This window comes from Pseudoalteromonas sp. CO348 (assembly GCF_004208845.1).
Lineage (GTDB): Bacteria > Pseudomonadota > Gammaproteobacteria > Enterobacterales > Alteromonadaceae > Pseudoalteromonas > Pseudoalteromonas maricaloris.
Genome location: NZ_SGPI01000039.1, coordinates 24,058 through 45,787 on the forward strand (window position 1 = coordinate 24,058; position 21,730 = coordinate 45,787).

General features: G+C 42.5%; 20 protein-coding genes. 5 read left to right on the forward strand and 15 right to left on the reverse strand.

The window, feature by feature from the left end; translation table 11 throughout:
• Positions 1-5 precede the first annotated feature (5 nt).
• From phrB to EXT48_RS20035, 7 genes are all read right to left on the reverse strand, one after another.
• The gene (gene phrB / locus EXT48_RS20005; RefSeq protein ID WP_130165527.1) at positions 6-1,385 is read right to left on the reverse strand and encodes a deoxyribodipyrimidine photo-lyase; all 1,380 of its coding nucleotides are present in this window, start codon (positions 1,383-1,385) and stop codon (positions 6-8) included.
• 2 nt (positions 1,386-1,387) lie between these two features.
• The gene (locus tag EXT48_RS20010; RefSeq protein ID WP_130165528.1) at positions 1,388-2,347 is read right to left on the reverse strand and encodes a DUF523 and DUF1722 domain-containing protein; all 960 of its coding nucleotides are present in this window, start codon (positions 2,345-2,347) and stop codon (positions 1,388-1,390) included.
• A 15-nt stretch (positions 2,348-2,362) separates the two neighbouring features.
• Positions 2,363-3,013, reverse strand: a complete 651-nt coding sequence (locus tag EXT48_RS20015; protein ID WP_130165529.1) for a ChrR family anti-sigma-E factor — start codon at positions 3,011-3,013, stop codon at positions 2,363-2,365.
• A complete protein-coding gene (locus EXT48_RS20020; protein WP_039495233.1) occupies positions 3,010-3,630 on the reverse strand; it encodes a sigma-70 family RNA polymerase sigma factor in 621 nt (206 codons plus the stop codon). Before EXT48_RS20020 ends, EXT48_RS20015 begins: the two co-directional genes overlap by 4 nt.
• Positions 3,631-3,690: 60 nt before the next feature.
• Positions 3,691-4,263 (reverse strand): LON peptidase substrate-binding domain-containing protein, encoded by a 573-nt coding sequence (locus EXT48_RS20025; protein WP_069019219.1) that lies wholly within the window; start codon positions 4,261-4,263, stop codon positions 3,691-3,693.
• 80 nt (positions 4,264-4,343) lie between these two features.
• The gene (locus tag EXT48_RS20030) at positions 4,344-4,664 is read right to left on the reverse strand and encodes an MGMT family protein (protein ID WP_130165530.1); all 321 of its coding nucleotides are present in this window, start codon (positions 4,662-4,664) and stop codon (positions 4,344-4,346) included.
• A complete protein-coding gene (locus EXT48_RS20035; RefSeq protein WP_010605459.1) occupies positions 4,630-5,544 on the reverse strand; it encodes a LysR family transcriptional regulator in 915 nt (304 codons plus the stop codon). The genes EXT48_RS20030 and EXT48_RS20035 overlap by 35 nt, the downstream gene beginning before the upstream one ends.
• A 100-nt stretch (positions 5,545-5,644) precedes the next feature.
• Between EXT48_RS20035 and EXT48_RS20040 the strand changes: the two genes are divergently transcribed.
• Positions 5,645-6,724, forward strand: coding sequence for an efflux RND transporter periplasmic adaptor subunit (locus tag EXT48_RS20040; RefSeq protein WP_130165531.1), 1,080 nt, complete (start codon positions 5,645-5,647; stop codon positions 6,722-6,724).
• 1 nt (position 6,725) lies between these two features.
• A complete protein-coding gene (locus EXT48_RS20045) occupies positions 6,726-9,791 on the forward strand; it encodes an efflux RND transporter permease subunit (protein ID WP_130165532.1) in 3,066 nt (1,021 codons plus the stop codon).
• An 82-nt stretch (positions 9,792-9,873) separates the two neighbouring features.
• Here EXT48_RS20045 and rnd read toward each other — a convergent pair whose 3' ends face one another.
• The 3 genes from rnd to EXT48_RS20060 all read right to left on the reverse strand — a co-directional run bounded on the left by rnd (position 9,874) and on the right by EXT48_RS20060 (position 13,799).
• Complete coding sequence (gene rnd, locus EXT48_RS20050) at positions 9,874-11,004, reverse strand: ribonuclease D (protein WP_130165533.1); 1,131 nt, start codon at positions 11,002-11,004, stop codon at positions 9,874-9,876.
• Between the two features lie 77 nt (positions 11,005-11,081).
• Positions 11,082-12,734, reverse strand: a complete 1,653-nt coding sequence (gene fadD / locus EXT48_RS20055; RefSeq protein ID WP_045988558.1) for a long-chain-fatty-acid--CoA ligase FadD — start codon at positions 12,732-12,734, stop codon at positions 11,082-11,084.
• A gap of 192 nt (positions 12,735-12,926) precedes the next feature.
• Complete coding sequence (locus EXT48_RS20060; protein WP_130165534.1) at positions 12,927-13,799, reverse strand: alpha/beta fold hydrolase; 873 nt, start codon at positions 13,797-13,799, stop codon at positions 12,927-12,929.
• 177 nt (positions 13,800-13,976) lie between these two features.
• Here EXT48_RS20060 and EXT48_RS20065 point away from each other — a divergent pair, with 177 nt between their 5' ends.
• On the forward strand, positions 13,977-15,269 hold the full coding sequence (locus EXT48_RS20065; RefSeq protein WP_130165535.1) for an alkaline phosphatase: 1,293 nt from the start codon (positions 13,977-13,979) through the stop codon (positions 15,267-15,269).
• Between the two features lie 77 nt (positions 15,270-15,346).
• On the opposite strand, the gene EXT48_RS20070 is transcribed toward EXT48_RS20065, so the two are convergent.
• The 4 genes from EXT48_RS20070 to EXT48_RS20085 form a co-directional block, all read right to left on the reverse strand.
• Complete coding sequence (locus EXT48_RS20070) at positions 15,347-15,643, reverse strand: hypothetical protein (RefSeq protein WP_017216823.1); 297 nt, start codon at positions 15,641-15,643, stop codon at positions 15,347-15,349.
• Between the two features lie 44 nt (positions 15,644-15,687).
• Positions 15,688-16,374, reverse strand: coding sequence for a tRNA (adenosine(37)-N6)-threonylcarbamoyltransferase complex dimerization subunit type 1 TsaB (gene tsaB, locus EXT48_RS20075; protein ID WP_130165536.1), 687 nt, complete (start codon positions 16,372-16,374; stop codon positions 15,688-15,690).
• Positions 16,364-18,202: an ATP-dependent DNA helicase gene (locus EXT48_RS20080; protein ID WP_130165664.1), complete on the reverse strand. Its 1,839-nt coding sequence runs from the start codon at positions 18,200-18,202 to the stop codon at positions 16,364-16,366. The genes tsaB and EXT48_RS20080 overlap by 11 nt, the downstream gene beginning before the upstream one ends.
• 334 nt (positions 18,203-18,536) lie before the next feature.
• Positions 18,537-18,881, reverse strand: a complete 345-nt coding sequence (locus EXT48_RS20085) for a hypothetical protein (RefSeq protein WP_039495260.1) — start codon at positions 18,879-18,881, stop codon at positions 18,537-18,539.
• Positions 18,882-19,159: 278 nt separating this feature from the next.
• On the opposite strand from EXT48_RS20085, the gene EXT48_RS20090 reads away from it, so the two are divergent.
• Complete coding sequence (locus EXT48_RS20090) at positions 19,160-20,164, forward strand: lipopolysaccharide assembly protein LapB (RefSeq protein WP_130165537.1); 1,005 nt, start codon at positions 19,160-19,162, stop codon at positions 20,162-20,164.
• A 92-nt stretch (positions 20,165-20,256) separates the two neighbouring features.
• Here the strand turns inward: EXT48_RS20090 and EXT48_RS20095 are convergent, their stop codons facing one another.
• Positions 20,257-20,493 carry a hypothetical protein gene (locus EXT48_RS20095; RefSeq protein ID WP_095726550.1) on the reverse strand — a complete coding sequence of 79 codons (237 nt, stop codon included), beginning with the start codon at positions 20,491-20,493 and terminating at the stop codon, positions 20,257-20,259.
• A gap of 336 nt (positions 20,494-20,829) precedes the next feature.
• On the opposite strand from EXT48_RS20095, the gene hisG reads away from it, so the two are divergent.
• Entirely contained in the window at positions 20,830-21,729 is a 900-nt protein-coding gene (gene hisG, locus EXT48_RS20100) for an ATP phosphoribosyltransferase (RefSeq protein ID WP_039495263.1), read from the forward strand.
• Position 21,730 lies beyond the last annotated feature (1 nt).

Genomic DNA, 21,730 nt, shown 5'->3' on the forward strand with positions numbered 1-21,730 from the left:
CCTATTTACACCTTAAATGCGTCAAGTGCTCTTGCCCTTGCTTCTTTATGATCAACCAGCGGCTTTATATAGCCGTCCTTTCCACCAAATGCCGCTAAATAGTCATGGGGAAAATGAATATGCTTTGCTGGAACATTTTTCAATTCAGGCACATATGTACGAATAAAGGAACCATCGGGATCAAACTTTTCGCTCTGCGTGATGGGATTAAAAATACGAAAATAAGGCTGCGCGTCACACCCTGTACTTGCAGCCCACTGCCAGCCACCATTATTACTGGCAAGGTCGCCATCTATTAACTTTGACATAAAATAGGCTTCGCCTTCACGCCAGTCGATGAGCAAGTGTTTGGTTAAAAAGCTGGCAACAATCATACGTAGCCGATTGTGCATCCAGCCAGTTTTATTGAGCTGACGCATTGCCGCATCGACAATCGGATAGCCAGTTTGACCATTACACCAGAGCTCAAAAGCTTGGCTGTCGTCACGCCACCTAACCGCGTTATATTTATCGTTGAAATTAAAACCTTTACATAAACGCGGAAAAGCGACGATAAGATGGCGATAAAACTCACGCCAAATGAGTTCGTTCACCCAACAAAACTCTGGCTTACTTGGGTTTTCAAGCACTTCAGGGTAATGAAGTTGGATCTGTGCGATGAGCTGCTTGGGTGACACAATGCCTAATGCCAAGTATGGACTGAGCCCCGAAGTTCCTTTGATTGCAGGGAAATCACGGTCATCTTGGTAGTCTGCTAGTTTGTCCTTAATAAAACGATTTACAATCGTGACAATGGCATTATCATCCACTGGCCACTTTTCAGATTTATTGGTCATCTTGAAGAAAGTTGGCTTTTTGAAGTTTGCCTCATGTTGTTTGTCCAGTGGCCAGCTAGAGAAGTGAAATTGCTGCCCCACAAAACATTTTAACCATGCTTTTTTAAAGGGGGTAAACACCTTGAACATCTCACCGGAGCCCGTAAGCACTGAGCCCGGTTTGGCAACGAGATCGCCATCGAATAATTTTAACGAGATCACAGTTTCACACGCTTCATCGCGCGCCACTTCATTTACTTCATATTCTTTATTTGCATATAAGCAATCAATGCCTTTATCGTCACAAACAACTTGAAGCTGCGCCGGCAGCTCAGCGAATGTGCTCGCTTCAATGATATGTAGCCTAATGCCAAATTCACTAAGCTGACTGCCAAGCTCAAGTAATCTGCGCTCAAGTAGGTCGAGCTGAATACTGGCCACGTTGTGTGACTGCCACTGTGACTTGCAATAAAAAAAGAGCGCATCGCGTGCGCCCTCATTCACGGCTTCAATCAAAGCCTCGTTGCCGTAAACCCTGAGGTCACGGCGAAACCAAAAAGCTGTTTTCATTACTAAATTCCGAATCTTAAACGCAGTTCGTTGGGGTATGGGTCAAAGTACACTTGGCTTTGCAAATACGCTTTAGGATGCACGGTGAGATGATGCTTGAGCAAAGTCAACGGTACATATAAAGGTACAATACCTTTGCGATATTGATCTATTGCGCCGCACATCTCTTGCTTCTCGATACTGGAAAGCTCGTTCTTAAAATATCCCTGTAGATGCGTTAACGTGTTTGCTTGATTTTTGCGATTGGCAGGCTTGCTCAGTGCTGACATCAAACCACTGATATATTTATGTTTCAGCGTCTCTCTATCCAATTGTTTGCCATCACCGAGTAGACGCCCTAAATCTTTATAGGCTTGGTAATTATGGCTCATCAACAGATATTTGTGCTTGGCGTGAAAATTCGTCAGCTCGTGTAGACCGATGTTTTCCGATTGAGTTAGTTCCTGCCAGTTTTTATAAACAAATACCCGCATTACGAAGTTTTCTCTGAGATGCATGTCATTCAATCTGCCATTTTCCTCGCAAGGTAAAAGCGGATTGTGTTTTATGATTTGCTCAGCAAAAATACCAATACCCTCAGATGTATTACCAGTTCCTGCTTCGTTATAAACCTTAACACGCTCCATTCCGCAGCTTGGGCTTTTGGCACAAAACACAAAGCCGGAAAGGCTTTGTGTCTGTGAGGTTGCAACCTTTTCGCCAAACTCCTTAAGCTTTGGTGCGACATCTTCTTTACCGTCGGGACGACTAACTTTGATAATGTCGCCTACACGGATCTGTCTGATGGTTGGTCTTGGAATTGGCATGCCTATCGCAACTTCCGGGCAAAAGCGCACATACTCAACATGTTCGGCGAATTCATCCATACAAAAGTTTGAACGCTTGTGGCCTGAATCAAATCGTACTTTGTCTCCAGCCAAACACGCGCTAATGCCAATTTTTATTGGTGATGAAAATTTCATTTCGCAACTATTCCTTTAATAAATCAACTTACCAATTGGGTTTAACAGCTTACTTAACCCTTTATTAAAGTGTAGTGCACTGCTTACCACGGTAAAGCAAAGGCAGCCTTCTTTTGTGCGCGGAGAATGATTATGTTTGCCGTCTTGCCAAATAAAGTCGCCCGGTACGTATTCCCCAGCTTCATCTGCAAAATCGCCGTCAAGTAACAAGGTGATTTCAAAGCCCGTGTGGGTGTGCTCTGGAATTTCCCCTTCCGCACCAATTTGTAGAAGACTTGAGCGTAAGTCGCCATCTTCTAGCAATAACCGAGAGCGGGCGACTTTACCTACACCTGAAAATTTGGTGCGATCGATATTCGCAATAGCCCTAGGTAATTGAACATCCCTACCCTGATAGTTAAAAGTGGGTTGGATATACTCCTTAACTTCGTCTATTTCGTCATCCAGTGTTATCGCTTGCATCATCGCCTCAAAATCACAGCTTAGTGAAGATTCGCTGCCTCCTCCAAGCTGAACATTCGCTTCTTGCGCTTCAAGCTGTTGGGTCTTTTTCTGGCAACAAGGACATAGTTCGACATGTGCTGCAATTGCGACACTGATACTTGCAGGCAAATTACCTTCAACAAATTGGCTTAATAATGAATCATTAGGGTGATGCTTAATCATGCTTGATCTCCCATTTCTGCGCGAAGTTTTTGTAAAGCAAGTCGTAAACGTGACTTAACTGTCCCGACAGGTATATTAAGATGCTCTGCCAATTGTTCTTGAGACATTTCTTGAAAGTACACGCCTTTGACTATGTCTCGTTGTGCTGGCGGCAACTTATTGATGTATTTTTGAATTTGCGCCGTTTGCAAGTGATCTTGAAAACCGTCGTCGTCAGCCTGCGAGTCTTGAATTATCGGCCAGATGTCTTCACTGATGTGTTCTTCTTTATTACTCTTCATCTTACGCAGTGCATCGAACGACGCGTTACGCATTACGGTATAGATCCACGTTGTGGCTGCGCCTTTGTCATGATGATAAAGATGTGCTTTACGCCACACTGACGTCATCGTGTCTTGTACGAGCTCCATCGCTTGGGCGTCATTACCAAATTGTTTCACACCAAAGCGCCTGATTTTTGGCGCAAAGTACTCAAACAAGAACGCAAAAGCTTTGCGATCTCGTTTTTCTGCAACCTTAACTAAAGCGTCCGATAACGCTTGAGAGGGAGTTTCTTGCACTGCTTTGCGAGTTCCTGACTGAACGTTGCAATCGATAGATTGCTGTTGGCCTAACATAGCTCACCTTCCAATTTATAATTATAAGCTGTAATACGCTGTAAAACTTGGCATGGATCACTATTTTTCATCTAATACAGTATGTAAGAACTCTGCCACCTGTTCAAATGTTTGTGCTTGTTTTATTTTCAGTTTTTGGGTCATCGAGATAGGTAAGATTTCTAGCCAACGATAAGCAACCCAAAGAGGTTGAGTAAAATGCTTGTCGCGGTACAAATCATCAAGGATTGGATTGGCGATAAAAACACTCTGAAGCTTATCAACAAGGGTTTCGTCAACTAGACTCAATGCTTCCTCGCTACATTGCCATGGCGGCCCATCAATAATGTCACAATCGCCATAACGTAAAGATTGTGAGTCTACTTCCACATTACTGATCGCGACGCGCGATAGTGCCTCAACATCAATGAGCAGCTGACCATCATCATCTTGTGAAAAGTCGACGATTTTAACGTGCACGCCTTCTTTTGACACATTGTTCGGCGTATCCGCGAGGTATGGGCATAACACAAAACCTTGCTCTGTTTTCGCGGCCTCTTTTACCATATATAAATAGCGCTGCTCAAAGATCCGCAAGCGGGTGAACCCGCCTGGAAGCAAGAATATTGGCAATGGAAATAAAGCGAGTTTCATAATTCCCGTTCAAATATACAAAAACTAACGATAATTACGACTGCCCTATTTATCTGGATCAGTTAACGCTAAATTTATAACTATTCCCAAACACAGTGTTTAGCTATCACGTTACTATTTGAGAATGTGACGCCCTCAGCTTGCAAGCGCGATTTTTGCTCTTGAAATTTACTACTGTCTTGAGGAAATGAAATACGTCGTTGGCTATTTACTACTCTGTACCAAGGTAACGCTGAATCTTGTGGTAGGTTTTTCAGCAATTGACCAACCTTTCGAGCATGTTTTGGATAACCAGCTAATCTCGCTATTTGCCCATACGACGCAACTTTTCCAAATGGGATACCACCAATTACGGTGAAGACTTTTTCAGCGAGTTCTTGCTGAGGATTGCTGCTTTTCATATTGAATATTTAACTCTTTTAATTTATCCCAAAAATATCTTGCTACTGGCCCATGGTGGGAAATATGCAAACGATACGCGTGGATCTCGGCTTCAAATTCATCCTTTCTATCGAACACTCTCACTTGTTGTAAAACACCAGACTCTAATTCTTCTCTACAAAGGTCAAGGCCGATTAGGGCATAGCCCATACCTTGTAATAAGTATCTTTTTATTGCCAGTGCGTCATCGAGTTTCATGACATTGTTACTGTTTCTGTATGCCAAGCGCTCACTGTCAAACTTGAATTTACTTTCTTTCATTGCAAGAGATGGGTATTGCGCAAGCTCTGAAAAACTAAGCTCTGGTGGCATATAGCCAGTTAATGAGACTAAGCCTAATTTTACGTGTCCAATCGGCATTGATTCTAAATCGCCAGTTGAATGAAAAAGGTCAAACCAAGGGCCAATGCCAAGGTTTGCAATCCCCTGTGTGACTTGCTCAAGTGCAAAAAAACGTTTACCACTTGAGATGTTCATTTCAGTTGCGGGAAACTTAATGAAGGCATTGCCTAATACTTGATCAATCTGGTTTTGATATACGATCGGTTCGTAACAGATGTTAAAGCTTGGTTCATTACCCGCCGCGAATTCAGTCGCGAGTAATGACAAATCTCTATGATGATTAAGCAATTTTTCGGCTTCAAAATAAAATCGACGACCTTGCTCTGTTAACACATTGCGATATTTCTCACGCTCAAAAAGGGCAAATCCCAAAGATTGTTCTAATCTTTTAATTGATTGAGAGACCGCAGGCTGCGTCTTATGAAGCTTATTTGCTGCTTCGGTAAGGCTAGGCGCTTCAACAACGGTGCAAAACGCTGCTAAGTCCGAAATCTTCATAAATAAATCTTATGCAGTATAGAATGTTTTATAATTTTTATTTTATATGTAATTCCATTATTCTGCACGCATTAAAATTGACGTTGTCATGGAGAACAATATGTTAAGAGTGTTTTCTGGAATTGTGCTGGCTACCCTATTAGTGGGCTGCCAAGAGCAAGCAGAACAAGCCCCAACAGAAGCCCCTAACCGACCAGTTAAAATTCATACGGTTTCGGATCCCAATAGCAGCACACTTCGTAGTTTCCCAGCTGAAGTGGTGGCAAACCAAGGCTCCTACCTAGCCTTTCGTGTGAATGGTGAACTTATCGAGTTTCCAGTTCTCGCAGGCCAAGATGTACAAAAAGGGCAATTGCTAGCAAAACTTGATCCTGAAGATTTCAACCTGCAATATGAACAACGTAAAGCCCAATTTGAACTGGCTAAATCGCAGTTATCGAGAATTGAACCGTTATTTGAAAAAGGCATAGCGACTAAAGCTGAGTTTGATAAAGCAAATGCAGACAAGCAAGTTGCGGAGTCTGCATTTAAAATTGCTAAAACAAACCTCGAATATAGCGAACTTAGAGCACCGTTTAGCGGCACGGTTGCTAAGGTATTTGTCAAAAATTACGAAAACGTCGTAGCAAAGCAAAATATCCTTCGTCTTGAAACACGCGATATGATGGATGTAGTTATTCAAGTACCTGAGCGCATCGTTGCACGTGTTGATAAAGATTCGGATTACAAACCGACCGTTGTTTTTGATGGCTACCCAAGTAAGTCTTACCCGCTTACGATTAAGGAATGGGATACGCAGGCAGACCCTGCAACCTTAACCTATAAAGTCGTATTTAGTCTTCCAATCCCCGAGGACTTTAATTTGTTCGCAGGTATGACAGGCCATGTTTACGTCGACCCAAGCAAAATTACGAACCGTGAAAATACGGCAATCATCGTACCTAACCAAGCAGTATTCTCCGATAAAAAGCAAGGCACAGAGGGAAATAGTTACGTATGGGTATATCAAAGTGATAATCAGACGGTAACAAAACGCGAAGTCACCGTTGGCCAACTGAATCATACCGGTATTGAGGTATTGTCGGGTCTTGAACCTGGTGAAGAAATTGTTGCTGCGGGCGTGCATTACTTGCAAGAAGGCGCAAAAGTGAGACCTTGGACTAAAGAAAGAGGTCTGTAATATGAGTTTAGCCAAATGGTCAATTGAGAATAAGGTAATCAGTTGGATGTTTGCCTTGCTCCTGCTTATTGCTGGGGCGGTATCCTATTTGGGCTTAGGCCAACTAGAAGATCCTGAATTCACACTAAAAAAAGCCATGGTCGTGACCATGTATCCTGGTGCATCGCCACAACAAGTGGAAGAGGAAGTCACCTTCCCGATTGAAAATGCAATTCAGTCTCTGCCGTATGTTGATTATGTTACTTCCATTTCTTCTCCAGGTAAGTCGCAGATCACTGTTGAAATGAAGAGTAAGTACCGTAAGAAAGACTTACAACAGATCTGGGATGAGCTGCGCCGTAAAGTAAATGATCTCTCGCCGAAGCTACCGCCAGGTGTTAGGCCGCCAAGCGTTATCGACGATTTTGCTGATGTTTACGGTGAACTCTACGCGATCACCGGCGAAGGCTATTCGTATGATGAGCTAAAAGACTACGTTGACTTTTTGAAGCGCGAATTAGTGCTAGTTGAAGGTGTGAGTAAGGTTACTGTTGCGGGTGAGCAGCAAGCACAAGTGATCGTCGAAATATCAACACAAAAACTGTCACAACTTGGCATTGCACCTAGTTACATTTTCTCGTTGTTACAAGCCCAAAATACGGTATCTAATGCGGGTAAAATACGTGTTGGAGACGAGTCTATTCGCCTACACCCTACTGGTGAGTTTACAGACGTTGCTGAGCTAGAGGGGTTACTTATTTCAAAGCCCGGTGCCAAAGAGCTTATTTATTTGGGTGACGTGGCAAAAGTGACACGCGAATATGCGGAAGTGCCGAATCATATTACACGTTTTGATCAAAAGCGTGCCCTGCTGGTTGGGGTTTCTTTTACCTCTGGTGTAAATGTTGTTGAGGTGGGTAAAGAAATCGAACATCACTTACAGCAACTAGAATATCAGCGCCCATACGGTATTACGATCAACACGGTTTACAATCAACCAACAGAAGTAGAAACCTCGGTCGACGGTTTCATCGTTAGCCTTTTAGAGGCCGTTGCCATTGTAATTATCGTTCTGCTTATCTTTATGGGTGTAAAGAGTGGTATTTTAATCGGCGGTATTTTGCTTATTACCGTGCTCGGTACCTTTATCTTTATGAAGATATTCGCCATTGATTTACAGCGTATTTCATTAGGTGCTTTGATCATTGCACTGGGGATGCTAGTCGATAATGCCATTGTAGTGACTGAAGGCATTTTGATTAATATTAAACGGGGTCAATCTAAAGTAAAAGCTGCTGTGAACATTGTTGAACAGACAAAATGGCCACTTCTTGGCGCAACCGTTATCGGGATCACAGCTTTCGCGCCGATTGGTTTAAGCTCAGATGCCAGTGGTGAATTTGCTGGTTCTTTATTTTGGGTGTTGTTAATTTCATTGCTACTAAGCTGGGTAACGGCAATCACACTGACACCATTTTTTGCCAATATGATGTTTAAAGGACCGAAGGAAAAGTCATCAGATACCAGCGAAGAAGACGACCCCTATAAAGGTGTGATCTTCACTGTGTATAAATCCATGCTTACCTTCTGCCTTGAAAATCGCGCTATTACCATTATTTCTATGGTACTGCTATTAGTCGCTGCAGTTGTTGGCTTTAAATCAGTTAAGCAGTCCTTCTTCCCGGCTTCAAATACACCGATGTTCTATGTGGATTATTGGCATTATCAAGGTGCAGATATTCGCAGCACGGCGCAAAATGTTGAGAAAATTGAATCCTTTTTACTGGCTGATCCTATGGTTAACGAAGTAACGGCAACGATTGGTCAAGGTGCGCCTCGTTTTATGTTGACCTATTCGCCTGAAAAACAATATGACGCTTATGGTCAGTTAATTGTACGTGTAAAAGACCGAGAAGCTGTAGTGGCTATGATTGCTAAGCTTCGCGATTATGAGCTTGAAAATGAGCTAGACGGACGTCTCAAAATAAAGCGCATGGAAATTGGTCCTTCAACCGACGCAAAAATCGAGGCTAGGTTCTCGGGACCAGATCCTGTTGTGTTACGCCAACTAGCTGAAGAAGCCAAAGGTATTATCAGCCAAGACGATAAAGCGTTTAATATTCGTGATAACTGGCGACAAAGAACCAAGTTGATCCGCCCACAATTTAATGAATTGAAGGCGCGTCGTTTGGGGATCAGTAAATCTGACTTAGATCAGTTGCTACTTACTTCGGTGTCAGGTAACAAGGTAGGGTTATATCGAGATGGTACGCAACTGTTGCCTATCATTGCACGCTCTCCTGAGGAAGAGAGACTCAATGTTGAAAACCTTGGTGACTTACAAATATTCAGCCCTGTCCTTAGCGTTTACGTGCCAGTTTCACAAATCGTGGATGATTTTAGTGTCACTTGGGAAGATAGCCTGATCATGCGCCGCGACCGCAAACGTACCATCACGGTAATGGCTGATCATGACGTGATAGGTGATGAAACCCCAGCGAAGTTATTTGCAAGAGTGAAGGCGGATATCGAAGCCATTGAACTACCCCAAGGGTACGAGATGCAATGGGGCGGCGAGTATGAGTCGTCAAGCAAAGCGAAGAAAGCTATTTTTGGCTCATTACCAATCGGCTATTTAGCGATGTTTATGATCACTGTATTGCTCTTTAACTCTGTGAAAAAGCCATTAGTGATCTGGTCTACAGTGCCGCTTGCTATTATTGGGGTAACGGCAGGCCTTGTATTACTACAAGCACCATTTAGCTTTATGGCGCTGCTAGGCTTGCTAAGTTTATCCGGCATGTTGATTAAAAATGGTATTGTACTGATGGATCAAATAAACATCGAAATTGACTCTGGTAAGTCCCCTTACCAAGCGGTATTTGATTCTGGTGTGAGTCGTGTAAGGCCGGTGTCTATGGCTGCTATCACAACCATATTGGGTATGATCCCGCTATTATTTGACGTGTTCTTCCAATCCATGGCGGTCACCATTATGTTCGGTCTTGGTTTTGCGACCATACTGACGTTGATTGTATTACCTGTGTTACATTGCGTGTACTTTGGTATCGAACAACCAAAAGACTAGTTGAGTATCATCCACCTTCTTCGGAAGGTGGATGTTATTATCGCTTTAGCTTTTTTCTTTCACCTTTTAATCGACAGGAGTGCTACTGCCACCAACTGTCTAACTTATCTGCAACAAGCTCAGCCCTCCAGCCTAACGCAAGATCGGGTTTCATCAGCAATTGCTTTTCTTCCGGTGACTTTTTCCACGACCAGCTGATCACCTGATTGATTTGCTTTTTCGAAGCAAACACATCAACCGGAATATCGTTAGTTTTGGCGACTTCGGCGATAACCTGTTTAATATCCTTGCACGCTGCTTTGTAACCTTTAAAGTCGATAAGCCTTCTCACGCGTTGTGGACAATCTTGTTCACTTACTTCTTTTGCTTTTTCTATACAGGCGAGAATTTCTTTACCAGAGCGATTAACTTCCATTGGCTCAACACCTGGAACATTACGTAAACTGCCCAGTGAGCTTGGACGACGTTTGGCAATTTCTACCATGTTATGTTCTTTAAGTACAAAATTTAGCGCTAAGTTCTTTTTCTCTGCCTTGGCTCTGCGCCACGCCGCAAGTTCTTTTAGAGTAGCAAGATCTCTAGGCTTAAGTTGCCACACGTTTTTGACATCGAGATAAAGTACTTCGTCTGGTTGACGGAAGCTCCTCTTTTGGGCGAGCAACTCACTCTCTTGAAGCACTATGTTAAATAGCTGCTTTTCATTTACTCGCGCTTGAATAGTCTCAAAACATGGCAGTAAATGATATACATCGGAGGCGGCGTAATCTAATTGGCTTTGAGTTAAAGGGCGGCGTAACCAATCTGTTCTGGATTCACTTTTGTCAATGTCTACGTCTCTAAGTTGCTTCACCATATTGGCAAAACCAATACAACTACCCTCACCTAACAACTGTAAAGCAAACTGGGTATCGAATATTGGTGATGGGATAAAACCTGCAAACTTTAGAAATACTTCGATATCTTCTGATGGAGAATGAAGTACTTTTAAAACACTAGTATCTGAAAACAACGTCCACAGCCTACTAAAATCGATATCGGCTAGTGGATCGATAAGGGCAAGGTGGTTACCATCAAAGATCTGTAACAGAGCAATTTCTGGGTATAAGGTGCGGCGACGCATGAATTCGGTGTCGACGGCGAGCACTTTGGCTTTCGAAATAGACAAGACAAATTCATCTAGTGCTGTTTGGCTTTCAATAACTTGATACTGCACTGTTACTCCCATGCAATTTACATAACTAGCCATATCACGCTAGTTATAAAAAAGCCGGCTAGTGCCGGCTCTATTTGTTATTCTTTTAACGCTCTACGCAGTATTTTACCAACGTTAGTCTTTGGCAGTTCATCTCTAAACTCAACTAGCTTTGGTACTTTATAGTTCGTTAGATTATCTCGGCAATGTGCAATTATATCTTTTTCTGTTAAAGATGGGTCTTTTTTAACAATAAAAACTTTAACTTGCTCACCACTAACCTCATGTGGCACGCCAACCGCTGCAACTTCTAACACGCCTTCGTGCATAGCAACGACTTCTTCGATTTCATTAGGGAAAACGTTAAAGCCAGACACTAAGATCATGTCTTTTTTACGATCAACGATGTAGAAGAAACCGTCATCATCATAAGTAGCGATATCACCCGTTGCAAACCAGCCGTCTTTTAAACATTCGGCGGTTGCGTCTGGACGGTTGTAGTAACCAGCCATCACCTGTGGCCCTTTAACACACAGCTCACCGGGCTCACCTTTAGGTGTTTCATTGCCGTTGTCATCAACTATCTTAATGTCAGTGCTTGGTGCAGGTAAACCAATAGAACCGTTGTAGGCTTCAAGATCATGTGGGCAAATAGTAACTAGCGGCGCACATTCTGTAAGGCCATAACCTTCCATCAGTTTTGACTTTGTCACTTTCTGCCAGCGCTCAGCGACAGGGCGTTGTACGGCCATACCACCACCTAAAGACATTTTCAGGGTTGAAAAGTCTAGGTCGGCAAAACCTGGTGTGTTCAACAAGCCATTAAATAACGTGTTAACACCAGTGATTGCTGTAAATGGCACCTTTGCCAGCTCTTTTACAAACGCAGGCATGTCACGCGGGTTGGTGATCAAGATATTGTGACCACCGTACTTCATAAAGGTCAAGCAGTTCGCTGTTAATGCAAAGATATGGTAAAGCGGTAGCGCCGTGATAACGACCTCTTTTCCTTTATCTAATACTTTATCTAAACAGCCAGAGACCTGCTCAAGGTTTGCTACCATGTTGCCATGAGTAAGCATCGCGCCTTTAGATACGCCAGTTGTACCGCCAGTGTATTGCAAAAAGGCAAGGTCACTTAGCGTCACATCAGGTTTCTGATATTTTGTAGGATCTGCTGCAATTACTTCTTTGAAAGGAATGGTATTTGGCAGGCTAAAGTCAGGCACCATTTTTTTGAAGTGCTTAACAACAAAGTTCACCAAGTGCTTTTTGAAGCCACCTAACATGTCACCAATTTCTGTCAGCACTACGTGCTTCACACTGGTTTTTGGTAAGGCCTGCTCCAATGTATGGGCAAAGTTTGCAAGAATAAAGATAGCTTTTGACTCGGAGTCATTTAGCTGATGCTCTAATTCGCGCACGGTGTAAAGCGGATTGACGTTTACAACGGTACAACCAGCACGTAGTACACCTAAAATGGTAACTGGGGTTTGCAACAAGTTTGGCATCATGACCGCAACTTTATCGCCACGGCCAAGTTTCAATTCATTTTGTATATAACTAGCAACTGCTTTGGTTTTTTCATCAACTTGCTGATAAGTCAGTGTCTTACCCATATTGGTGTAGGCTGGATACTGAGCATAATCTGCAAAACTTTTTTCAAATAATTCAAGCAATGAGTTGTAATGCTCTGGGTCGATAGTTTCAGGCATACCTTCTGGGTAGCGCTTAAGCCAGATTTTTTCCACTCTTAGCTCCTGTGTTCTCGTTATTTTTATATTCACCCTAAACCATAAACGATGTAAGGCACTTTAACAATTGAGCAAATACTCTAAAAACGCCATATTCCCACAATATCTGAGGATTTACAATCTAGATGCTGTTGAAACGTGGGCTTTAGCGCTCTTTGTGAACTTTTCTTTCCATGATTAGTTTATTCTTTACGCTCCTTCAGTTGTAGACGCTGTTTTGTCGCGGTTCTGGTGTGCTTCAATTAGCTTATAGCAAATTTCCGGGTTTTCCATATGGCAATGGTGTCCGCCAGGTATTTTCTCAAGCCTGAGTGAGTCGAAACAGCCCTTAAATTGACTATATTGTCTGACAATCATGTCATAGCCTTGTTCCGCTAACACCAATAAGGTTGGAATGGATATCCCATTGAGCGCCGACTTTGCTTGAGAGATGGAATACCTAAATCCAGAGTGATGCTTTAGTCGGGGATCCAATCTAAGTTGCACGCCATCAGGATGCGGCTGGGTATTTCTTGTCACAAGCAGCGCTGCTATTTCTACCGAAACATCACTGATTTTACTGCGCAGTTGCGCAAGTGTATTTATATCAGGATAAACCCGTGGTTCAGATTGTTTTAATTTATCTCGGGAATTAAACGCATTAATGAGCTGGGTTTTGGTATCACTCTCTGAGGTACTCACAATCCCTATTCCCTCGATTAGTACCAACGATAAACAACGTGTTGGATAGCAGCTTGCAAACAAGTTAGCTATCATTGCCCCCATAGAATGACCAACAATATGGCACGTTTTGATCTGTGCTAAATCTAAAAAGCACTTTAAGTCATAGACATAATCGATAAAGTAATAAAAGGCGTCGGCACTTTTCCAATCTGAGTGTCCATGACCTGCTAAGTCAAGTGCGATATGTGTGTACTGTGTATTGCAAAATGGCGCAAACGGTACAAAACTGTTGCTGTTGTCTTGCCAACCATGAAGGTAGATAACGGTTTGCTTTCCTTCCCCCCAGCTTTGGTAGGAGAATGGCCCGATTTTTTGTTCTTTTATCGCATATAGAGACATCGACGAATTCTTTTAGTGTTCATTGTACCATCATTGATTTATCATCTTACCGTGACATATTTGAACTTACTACTTTGATTTGTTGAAAATATTTTTATTGAACATCCATTCTATTATGAATGTGTTTTAAATCGATCAAATACATACCTCTATCACAATAAGTACACGGGAATAACAATGAATTTCAAAACTAGCCTTTTGGCCTCATTTGTTGGATTAGTATTTGCGGCTCCGACATTGGCTGCTCCAAAAAACATTATTTATATGATTGGCGACGGCATGGGGCCGGCTTACACTACGGGCTACCGTTATTTTAAAGATGACCCTTCAACGAAAGTGGTTGACCCAACGGTTTTTGACTCTATTTTGGTAGGTATGGCGCATACTTACCCAGACGACGACACGGTTGTAACAGACAGTGCTGCGGGCGCAACCGCCTTAAGTACAGGAACTAAAAGCTATAATGGCGCAATTGCGGTAGATACCCATAAAGAACATTTGGAAACGATGCTTGAAGTGGCGAAACGAAAAGGTAAAACAACCGCGCTTGTTGCAACATCGCAAATTAACCACGCAACACCTGCAAGTTTCGCGTCTCATAATGAATCACGTCGTAACTATGACGATATTGCCAATGATTACATCGACAATAAAATCGCAGGAAAATTACCCGTAGATCTTATGCTTGGTGGGGGCACTAAATACTTCATTCGTGAAGATAGAAACCTCGTTAATGAATTTAAAGATGCAGGTTATCAATACGTTGATGCTTTATCTAAGCTTGATACGCTAAATAAAATTCCTGCGATGGGTCTGTTCGCAGAAGTAGGTCTGCCATTCGCAATTGATGAAGAGCCGCAGCGCCTAACTAAAATGACTAAAACGGCATTATCATTATTGGAAAACCAGAATGATAAAGGCTTCTTCTTAATGATTGAAGGTAGTCAGATTGACTGGTGTGGACATGCCAATGATATCGCTTGTGCTATGCATGAAATGGACGACTTTGCAGAGTCAATTAAGCTGGCAAAGGCTTTTGTTGATAACAACCCAGACACTATCTTGGTGATCACAGCAGATCACTCTACCGGTGGATTAACGCTTGGTGCGAATGGTCAGTATCGCTGGGAGCGAGATGTGATCGCTAAAGTGAAAGGTTCAGCGGGCGAGATAGCAAAAGCACTCGCAAAGACAAAAGACGTTAAAGCAACATGGCAAGATCTCACAGGTCTTGAGTATGACAGTGCGACTGAGCTAAAAGTAAAAGAAGCTCTTTCACAAGGTCCGAAGGCGCTTAGTGTTGTCGTAAAAGAGGCAATTAGTGATGCATCTTTCACTGGTTGGACAACGGGTGGTCACACCGCTATCGATGTACAAGTGTTTGCCCATGGAAAAGGTAAAGAAGCGTTCATCGGCTCGCAAAACAATACCGCAATTGCTGATAAACTGATTGGATTTATTAAAAAGTAAAAATCTTCATCTATTATTTCAAACAAAGAAGGTCAGCATTTGCTGACCTTCTTTGTTATCGAGTCTTGGAAGAGGTATTACGCGTAAACAGAAACGCCAATCATACTTTTGATCTCATCTCGTCTTGCTTCGGTTGCAATTGCTTTGTATTCACTAATTGCTTGTCCAGTACGAAAGTTAGGGCGGTCGTAGATAGTCGAACGTTGCTGCGATTGGAACTGCTCCACCAACGCAATGCCCTTTTCACTGGTTTTGATCTGCGCGGTATTGAGCTTAGCCGTATTTCCTTCTTCAATAGCAGGGCTCACCGCCTTTTTAGGCTGTGGCTTTACTTGATATGTACCTGCTTGTTGGATGATTGAATTTAGTTTCACGGTTTAGCTCAATAAATACGAAGTGCTTGTATAAAAATACGCCTTTATTCTCGACCTGGCAACTTTTTCCACGTCACAGTATCCCTCACATATTGCGGCTGGGCGTCAGCTGCATCCACAGATAAGCCTTGTGTGAAACTATCGTCGGCTATAAACAGCATGTAATAAGCGTCTGGTAATGTGATATTGTCAATGATTTCGCATTCAAGCTGTGTGGCAAGCTCTGAGAATGCTTGCCATCCTGTACCAACACCGGCCGCGCCAGTTGATGTAAAGTCGATATTTTCAGGTTTAATAACTGTTTCTTCGGTGCTCGGTTGAATAACACCACTAGTTTCGCCGTTGTATTGGCATAAGTAGATCTCACCCATACGTGCATCTATTGCCGACACTACGCTGGACTTGCCTGCTTCCATGTATGCCTGTTGCGCCATCGCCTGCAAAGTTGAAACACCAACTAACTTAAGACCTGAAGAATATGCTAAGCCTTGCGCAACCGCTGTACTTATTCTCACCCCAGTGAAGCTGCCAGGCCCACGTCCAAATACAATGCCATCAAGCTCACTAAGGGTGATATCGGCTTCGCGTAAAATACGTTCAACTAAGGGAAGTATCTTTTGGCTATGCTGCTGTGGGCAAACCTCGAAGTGGCGAATAAACTTGCCTTCATAGTGCAATGCAATACTGAGTGCTTCGGTGGAGGCGTCTATGGCCAACAGGTTATTTTTCATTTTTATCAATATTCTCTAAAAATCGGATTGCCTTGTTTAAGTCTCTCGTGCGAGACATATCGGGCAAACTACTTAAAAACGTCTGGCCGTATTTTCTCGTAACTAAGCGATTATCGCAAATAATCAGTACGCCTTTATCGTTAGCATCACGAATTAGCCGTCCAACCCCTTGTTTCAACGCGATAACAGCTTGGGGGAGTTGTATTGCATCAAAGGGTTCTAATCCACGCATTTCAGCGTCTCGCATGCGCGCTTGCAGCAAAGGATCATCTGGTGAAGCAAATGGTAGCTTATCAATGACAACACAACTCAAAGTGTCACCTCTCACATCCACGCCTTCCCAAAAAGAAGCTGTACCAAGTAGTACGGCGTTACCGTGCCGAATAAATTGCTCTAAAATTATCCGTTTCGATGCTTGACCCTGCATAAAAATGGGATATTGCAGTGCCGTATTCAGCCCTTCGTACACTAAATGCATCGCGCGATAACTGGTAAAGAGTAAAAATGTACGCCCTTTTGCAGCTTCAATCACCTGTTTTGCAAGCTTTACCAGCGCATGTGGCATTAAGTCGTCACGGGTTTCTGGCAAATAGCGTGGCAGGCATAGTAAAGCTTGCTGCTTATAGTCAAATGGACTATCAACAATAAATTGTGAGGTCGGTTTGAGTCCTAAGCTACGACTAAAGTGCTCTAGGGAGTTATCAACGGATAAGGTGGCTGAGGTAAATACAAAGCTTGCCTCAGTGGTTTTGACAATTTGTGCAAACTTACTTGATACATCAAGCGGCGTGATATGAATAGATAAAAAGCGCCTTGTGGTTTCGAACCAGTAACTAAATCCAGTTTGACTGGTATCAAAGGCACGTTCAAACTGATTTTTAAAGGTCATGACCTTTTCAAATGGGTGTTCTATTTTTTCACTTCTATCCAGACAAAGTTTGAGCACTTTATAGAGAAAGTCTAAGTTAGCTATCACTCGATGCATGGCATCGCAAATTGGTTTATTCGCCAGCGCTTCACGCCAATCACCACGGGCACCATCGCCACCAAATACCAAACGCAAATCGGCGACACTGGTTTCCAATTTATTGAGTGTTTTTCCTAGTTGCAACATATCTGGAATATCAGCGCGGTAGATCACCCTTAAATCGTTAATAAGCGCCTGCAAAGCTTTAGTGCTGATAGTCTCACCAAAGTAGTCACTGGCTATTTCTGGTAATTGATGTGCTTCGTCGAAGATATAGCTATCTGCGGTTGGCATTAGCTCCGCAAAACCTAAATCTTTTACGGCCATATCGGCAAAAAATAAATGATGATTGATCACCACAACATCGGCATCGACTGCCTTTAATCTTGCCTTTCGGATATAACAGTCTTCGTAGTCTGGGCACTCTTTCCCTAAACAGTTATCTGCAGTTGAGGTAACGTAGGGTAATACCTTTGCGTCTTCTTCGATACCCACACAGTCGGCTAAGTCTCCACTGTGTGTTTCAGAAGCGAACTTTGCAACCATGGCAAGTTGGTGCATAACATCTGGGTCGTCGGTTGGCACATGGCTCAAATGCTGTGATAAACGATAAGGGCAAAGGTAATTGGCCCTACCCTTTAGCAACGTGACTTTTGTCCCACTGCCAAGCACCTTTTTTAAGGTCGGCACGTCACGATGGAATAATTGCTCTTGCAAGGCCTTAGAGCCGGTTGAGACGATGACTTTACCTTTAGACTGAAAGGCAGGAATGAGATAGGCAAACGTTTTCCCCGTCCCTGTTCCTGCTTCGGCGATGCATTGTCCACCATTTTGTATGGTTTCTTCTACCGCAATAGCCATATCAATTTGGGGCTGTCTTGGTTGATAGCCTGGGAAATGCTGGGCTAAAGGCCCCGTAGAAGAGAAAGTCGTAGATACAGCCAAAGTAATGTAGTTTACAAACAGACAGGTCGCGAAATTGTATGTGGCTAAGCATCAAATCGCAACCGCTGTTTGGCAATAACTGAGTGTGGATACCAATTGAATTAATTCTCTAATCAATTTGAAGGGTGAAATAGCATATTAGCTTCGTTAAAAACTTCTCATTTAGAACAACTAAATAGCAAAATTTTTGCCTAGCTACTAAAGCTATTTCCCCGCTTCGAAATAGATCATTTACTTAATACAACTGATATTACCTGTTAAGTTGTCGTTTAACCTTAATCATACCTACCCCACAAATAATGAAATACACGAGATACAAAGCGATGCGGTTAAGCCAAGTAGGCTCTGGCGAAGGCATGATAACACGCAAATAATCGTTCAAAACCAGCATACCGACACCGACAATGATTGCTGTCAATTGAAAGTGGCGGTGATTGGCTGAAGAAATGGTAAACAAGGAAACTAGGAGCAGTACAAGGCTTAAGTAAAATGCTAAAACAGCCATGCTACCAGGTACAACACTTGGGGCTAACGCTAGCGCAGACAGACCTACAACGAGCCAACCTACGAGATTTTTTACTGATTTATACGACATGTTATTTCTCCTTAAATAAATGGTCGTTAATTTATGCAACCTTGTTTGATGTATTGAATACAAACAGAACTATCAAATGTATCGGTATCGAAACAGAACATGGCGAGTGTATCGATAATGGCACGCAAAATACAGTAAGAGTAAAGCGATAACAGCCTACATCATATTGATTGTATGAATAAAAATATAAAAAGTAAAAGCTGGTATCAAAACTGCAAATTAAGCTTACGTTAGAAAATACACAATAGTGATAATGGACACACTAAAAAGGACACAACATGTTTATTAAGTCGCTTATAAATACCTCTTGCACGGTTATTATTTTGTATAGTGCTTTAACATATGCACAGCAACCCAATTCTCAAATAACAATGCTGGAGTCTGCTTTTTATCATCGTCAGTATCAGCAAGTCACTAAAATGCTTAACACGCTAAACGATAAAGAGCTTGATGCTGAAATAATGGCCGTGTCAGTTGCGGTTGCGCAAAATGATGATAATAAAGAAACACTGTTAAACACCTTAATTAAGCGCCATATAGACAATGCAAAGGTGCATTTTACTGCGGGTAATTTATGGTATCAAATTAAACAACAGTCAAACCTTTTTAATAAACTTAGCTTAGTTGAAAAGTCTAACACGCACTTTATAAGAGCTGCAGAATTGGCGCCAAATAATCCTGAGTACTTAGTATCTGCAGCGAAAGCATTAGCTATAGAAAGTGGTTTTTGGGATTCTGAAAAAAAAGCATCAAAAGCGATAGTTGATAGACTAAAAGCAATGGATGACCGATACTATAACTTGGCTTTGATGGATTACTTACAAAACACACAAAATGAAGAGTTAGCCCTAGAAACGGCAGCTTTTGTGGGTCAACATTATGCGCAAGATATCGTTTTGATCCATCGAGCTGCTAACTTATTGTGGACTTTTTCAGCGAAAGACGCAGCGCAGCGTTTATTCACTAACGGGTGCCTGATTGAGCAAATCGCATTAAGCCAACTACCAACGTGGAGAGATGCTTGTGTTTCATCGGCTTATTTAGCGCTTCAGCAACACGGTGATAAGCGTAGGGCTGTTGACGCTATGGAACACTTATTGGAAAAAGAGCGAGTACAGGATGAGCAGCATATAGAGTATTTAATGCTTCAGGCTGAGTTGTACCGGGAGCTCAAACAAAGCGAAAAGGCTAGAAGTGCCTACCTTCAGGCATTGAATCTCACCAAAGAGCGTTCAATTGAGCGAGATATTCACCGGGCTCTCGCTGGACTAGATGATACATAAGCTAGGCTCGAACAGCGGGTGGGATATGTAGGGGGAATAGATAAACTCAGGTATTGAGAGATGTTCAACAGGTTATTTTATGCAAAATAAATCTACGCCCATGTATCAAGATTCTCACCCTTATGTTCTTCGTGAGATTTTTCCTCTTCATCTTCGCTTTCTTTAATTTTTTCATGCTCAGCAGCTTGGCGTTTAAGTTCGATCTCGGTTTTTAGATCTTTCTTAACCTTTTCAATCTTATAGTGCTGCACACCAGCTACATGAAATGCAGACTTATGAGTTACATCTAGCCGTACGATTGGGCCTAAAAAAGGTTTAAATGCATCCATCTGTTCCCCCACTAACCTACTGTTGGTCTTACTTATTATCGGCTGTTATAAGCTATTCTTTAATTTGCGTAAAAAAATGATTGCCAAGTAGAACAAAATTATGTTTATCTATAAATGAACTTTTTGAACAGCAGATATATTACAAAGGTAACATCATGCTAATGACACTGACAGCAATTCATCATCACCATCATCATACGGGATAACCTGTCAGTTATTTCGCTGGTGGGTTATTCCTTAAAGGAACCTCCGGCGAAGCAAAAAGTATAGTCAAAGTTTATTTCGCCCCGAGGTTCCGCCTCGGGGTTTTTCATTTAAAGAATTAGGAAATAAATAATGAGCAACAGCAACCGTTTAAGAATCGCAATCCAAAAATCAGGCCGTCTTTCAAAGGATTGCCAAGCCCTACTCAAACAACTTGGTGTAAAACTAAACCTACGTGAACAGCGTTTAATCGCCCACTCCACTAACATGCCTATTGACGTACTTAGAGTGCGTGATGACGATATTCCAGGCCTTGTAATGGACGGCGTTTGTGATTTAGGCATTGTTGGCGAAAACGTGTTAGAAGAAGTTCAAGCTGAACGTGTTCGCAACGAGCAGTTTGCTGAAGTCACTAAACTTTCAAAACTGGACTTTGGCTTTTGCCGTTTAGCGCTGGCGTGGCCACAAGAGCTAGGTCAACAGGAAAAAGCGTGGTTTAACGGCAAACGCATCGCAACCACCTACCCTGAGATTTTAAAGCAATATCTAAAACGTGAGAACATCGATGCTAGCGTGGTCATGTTAACGGGCTCGGTAGAAGTAGCACCTCGAGCAGGCCTCGCTGACGCCATTTGTGACTTAGTATCAACCGGTGCAACGCTTGAGGCTAATGGCCTTATGCAAGGCGATACCATCTTAGAATCTAACGCTTGCCTCATTCAAAATGCAGCATTGACTGACCAAAGTAAGCTTGCGTTGATCGATAAGCTAATGCCACGCCTTAAAGGGGTGAAACAAGCAAAAGAAAGCAAGTACATCATGATGCATGCACCAAAGAATAAGCTAGATGAAGTATGTGCGTTACTTCCAGGCACAGGCCAACCAACTTTACTTGCACTTGCTGGCAGCGATGAATATGTTGCACTTCACATGGTCAGCTCCGAAACCCTATTTTGGGAAACGATGGAAGAGTTAAAAGCGCTTGGTGCTAACTCGATTCTCGTCATGCCAATTGAAAAGATGATGGAGTAAC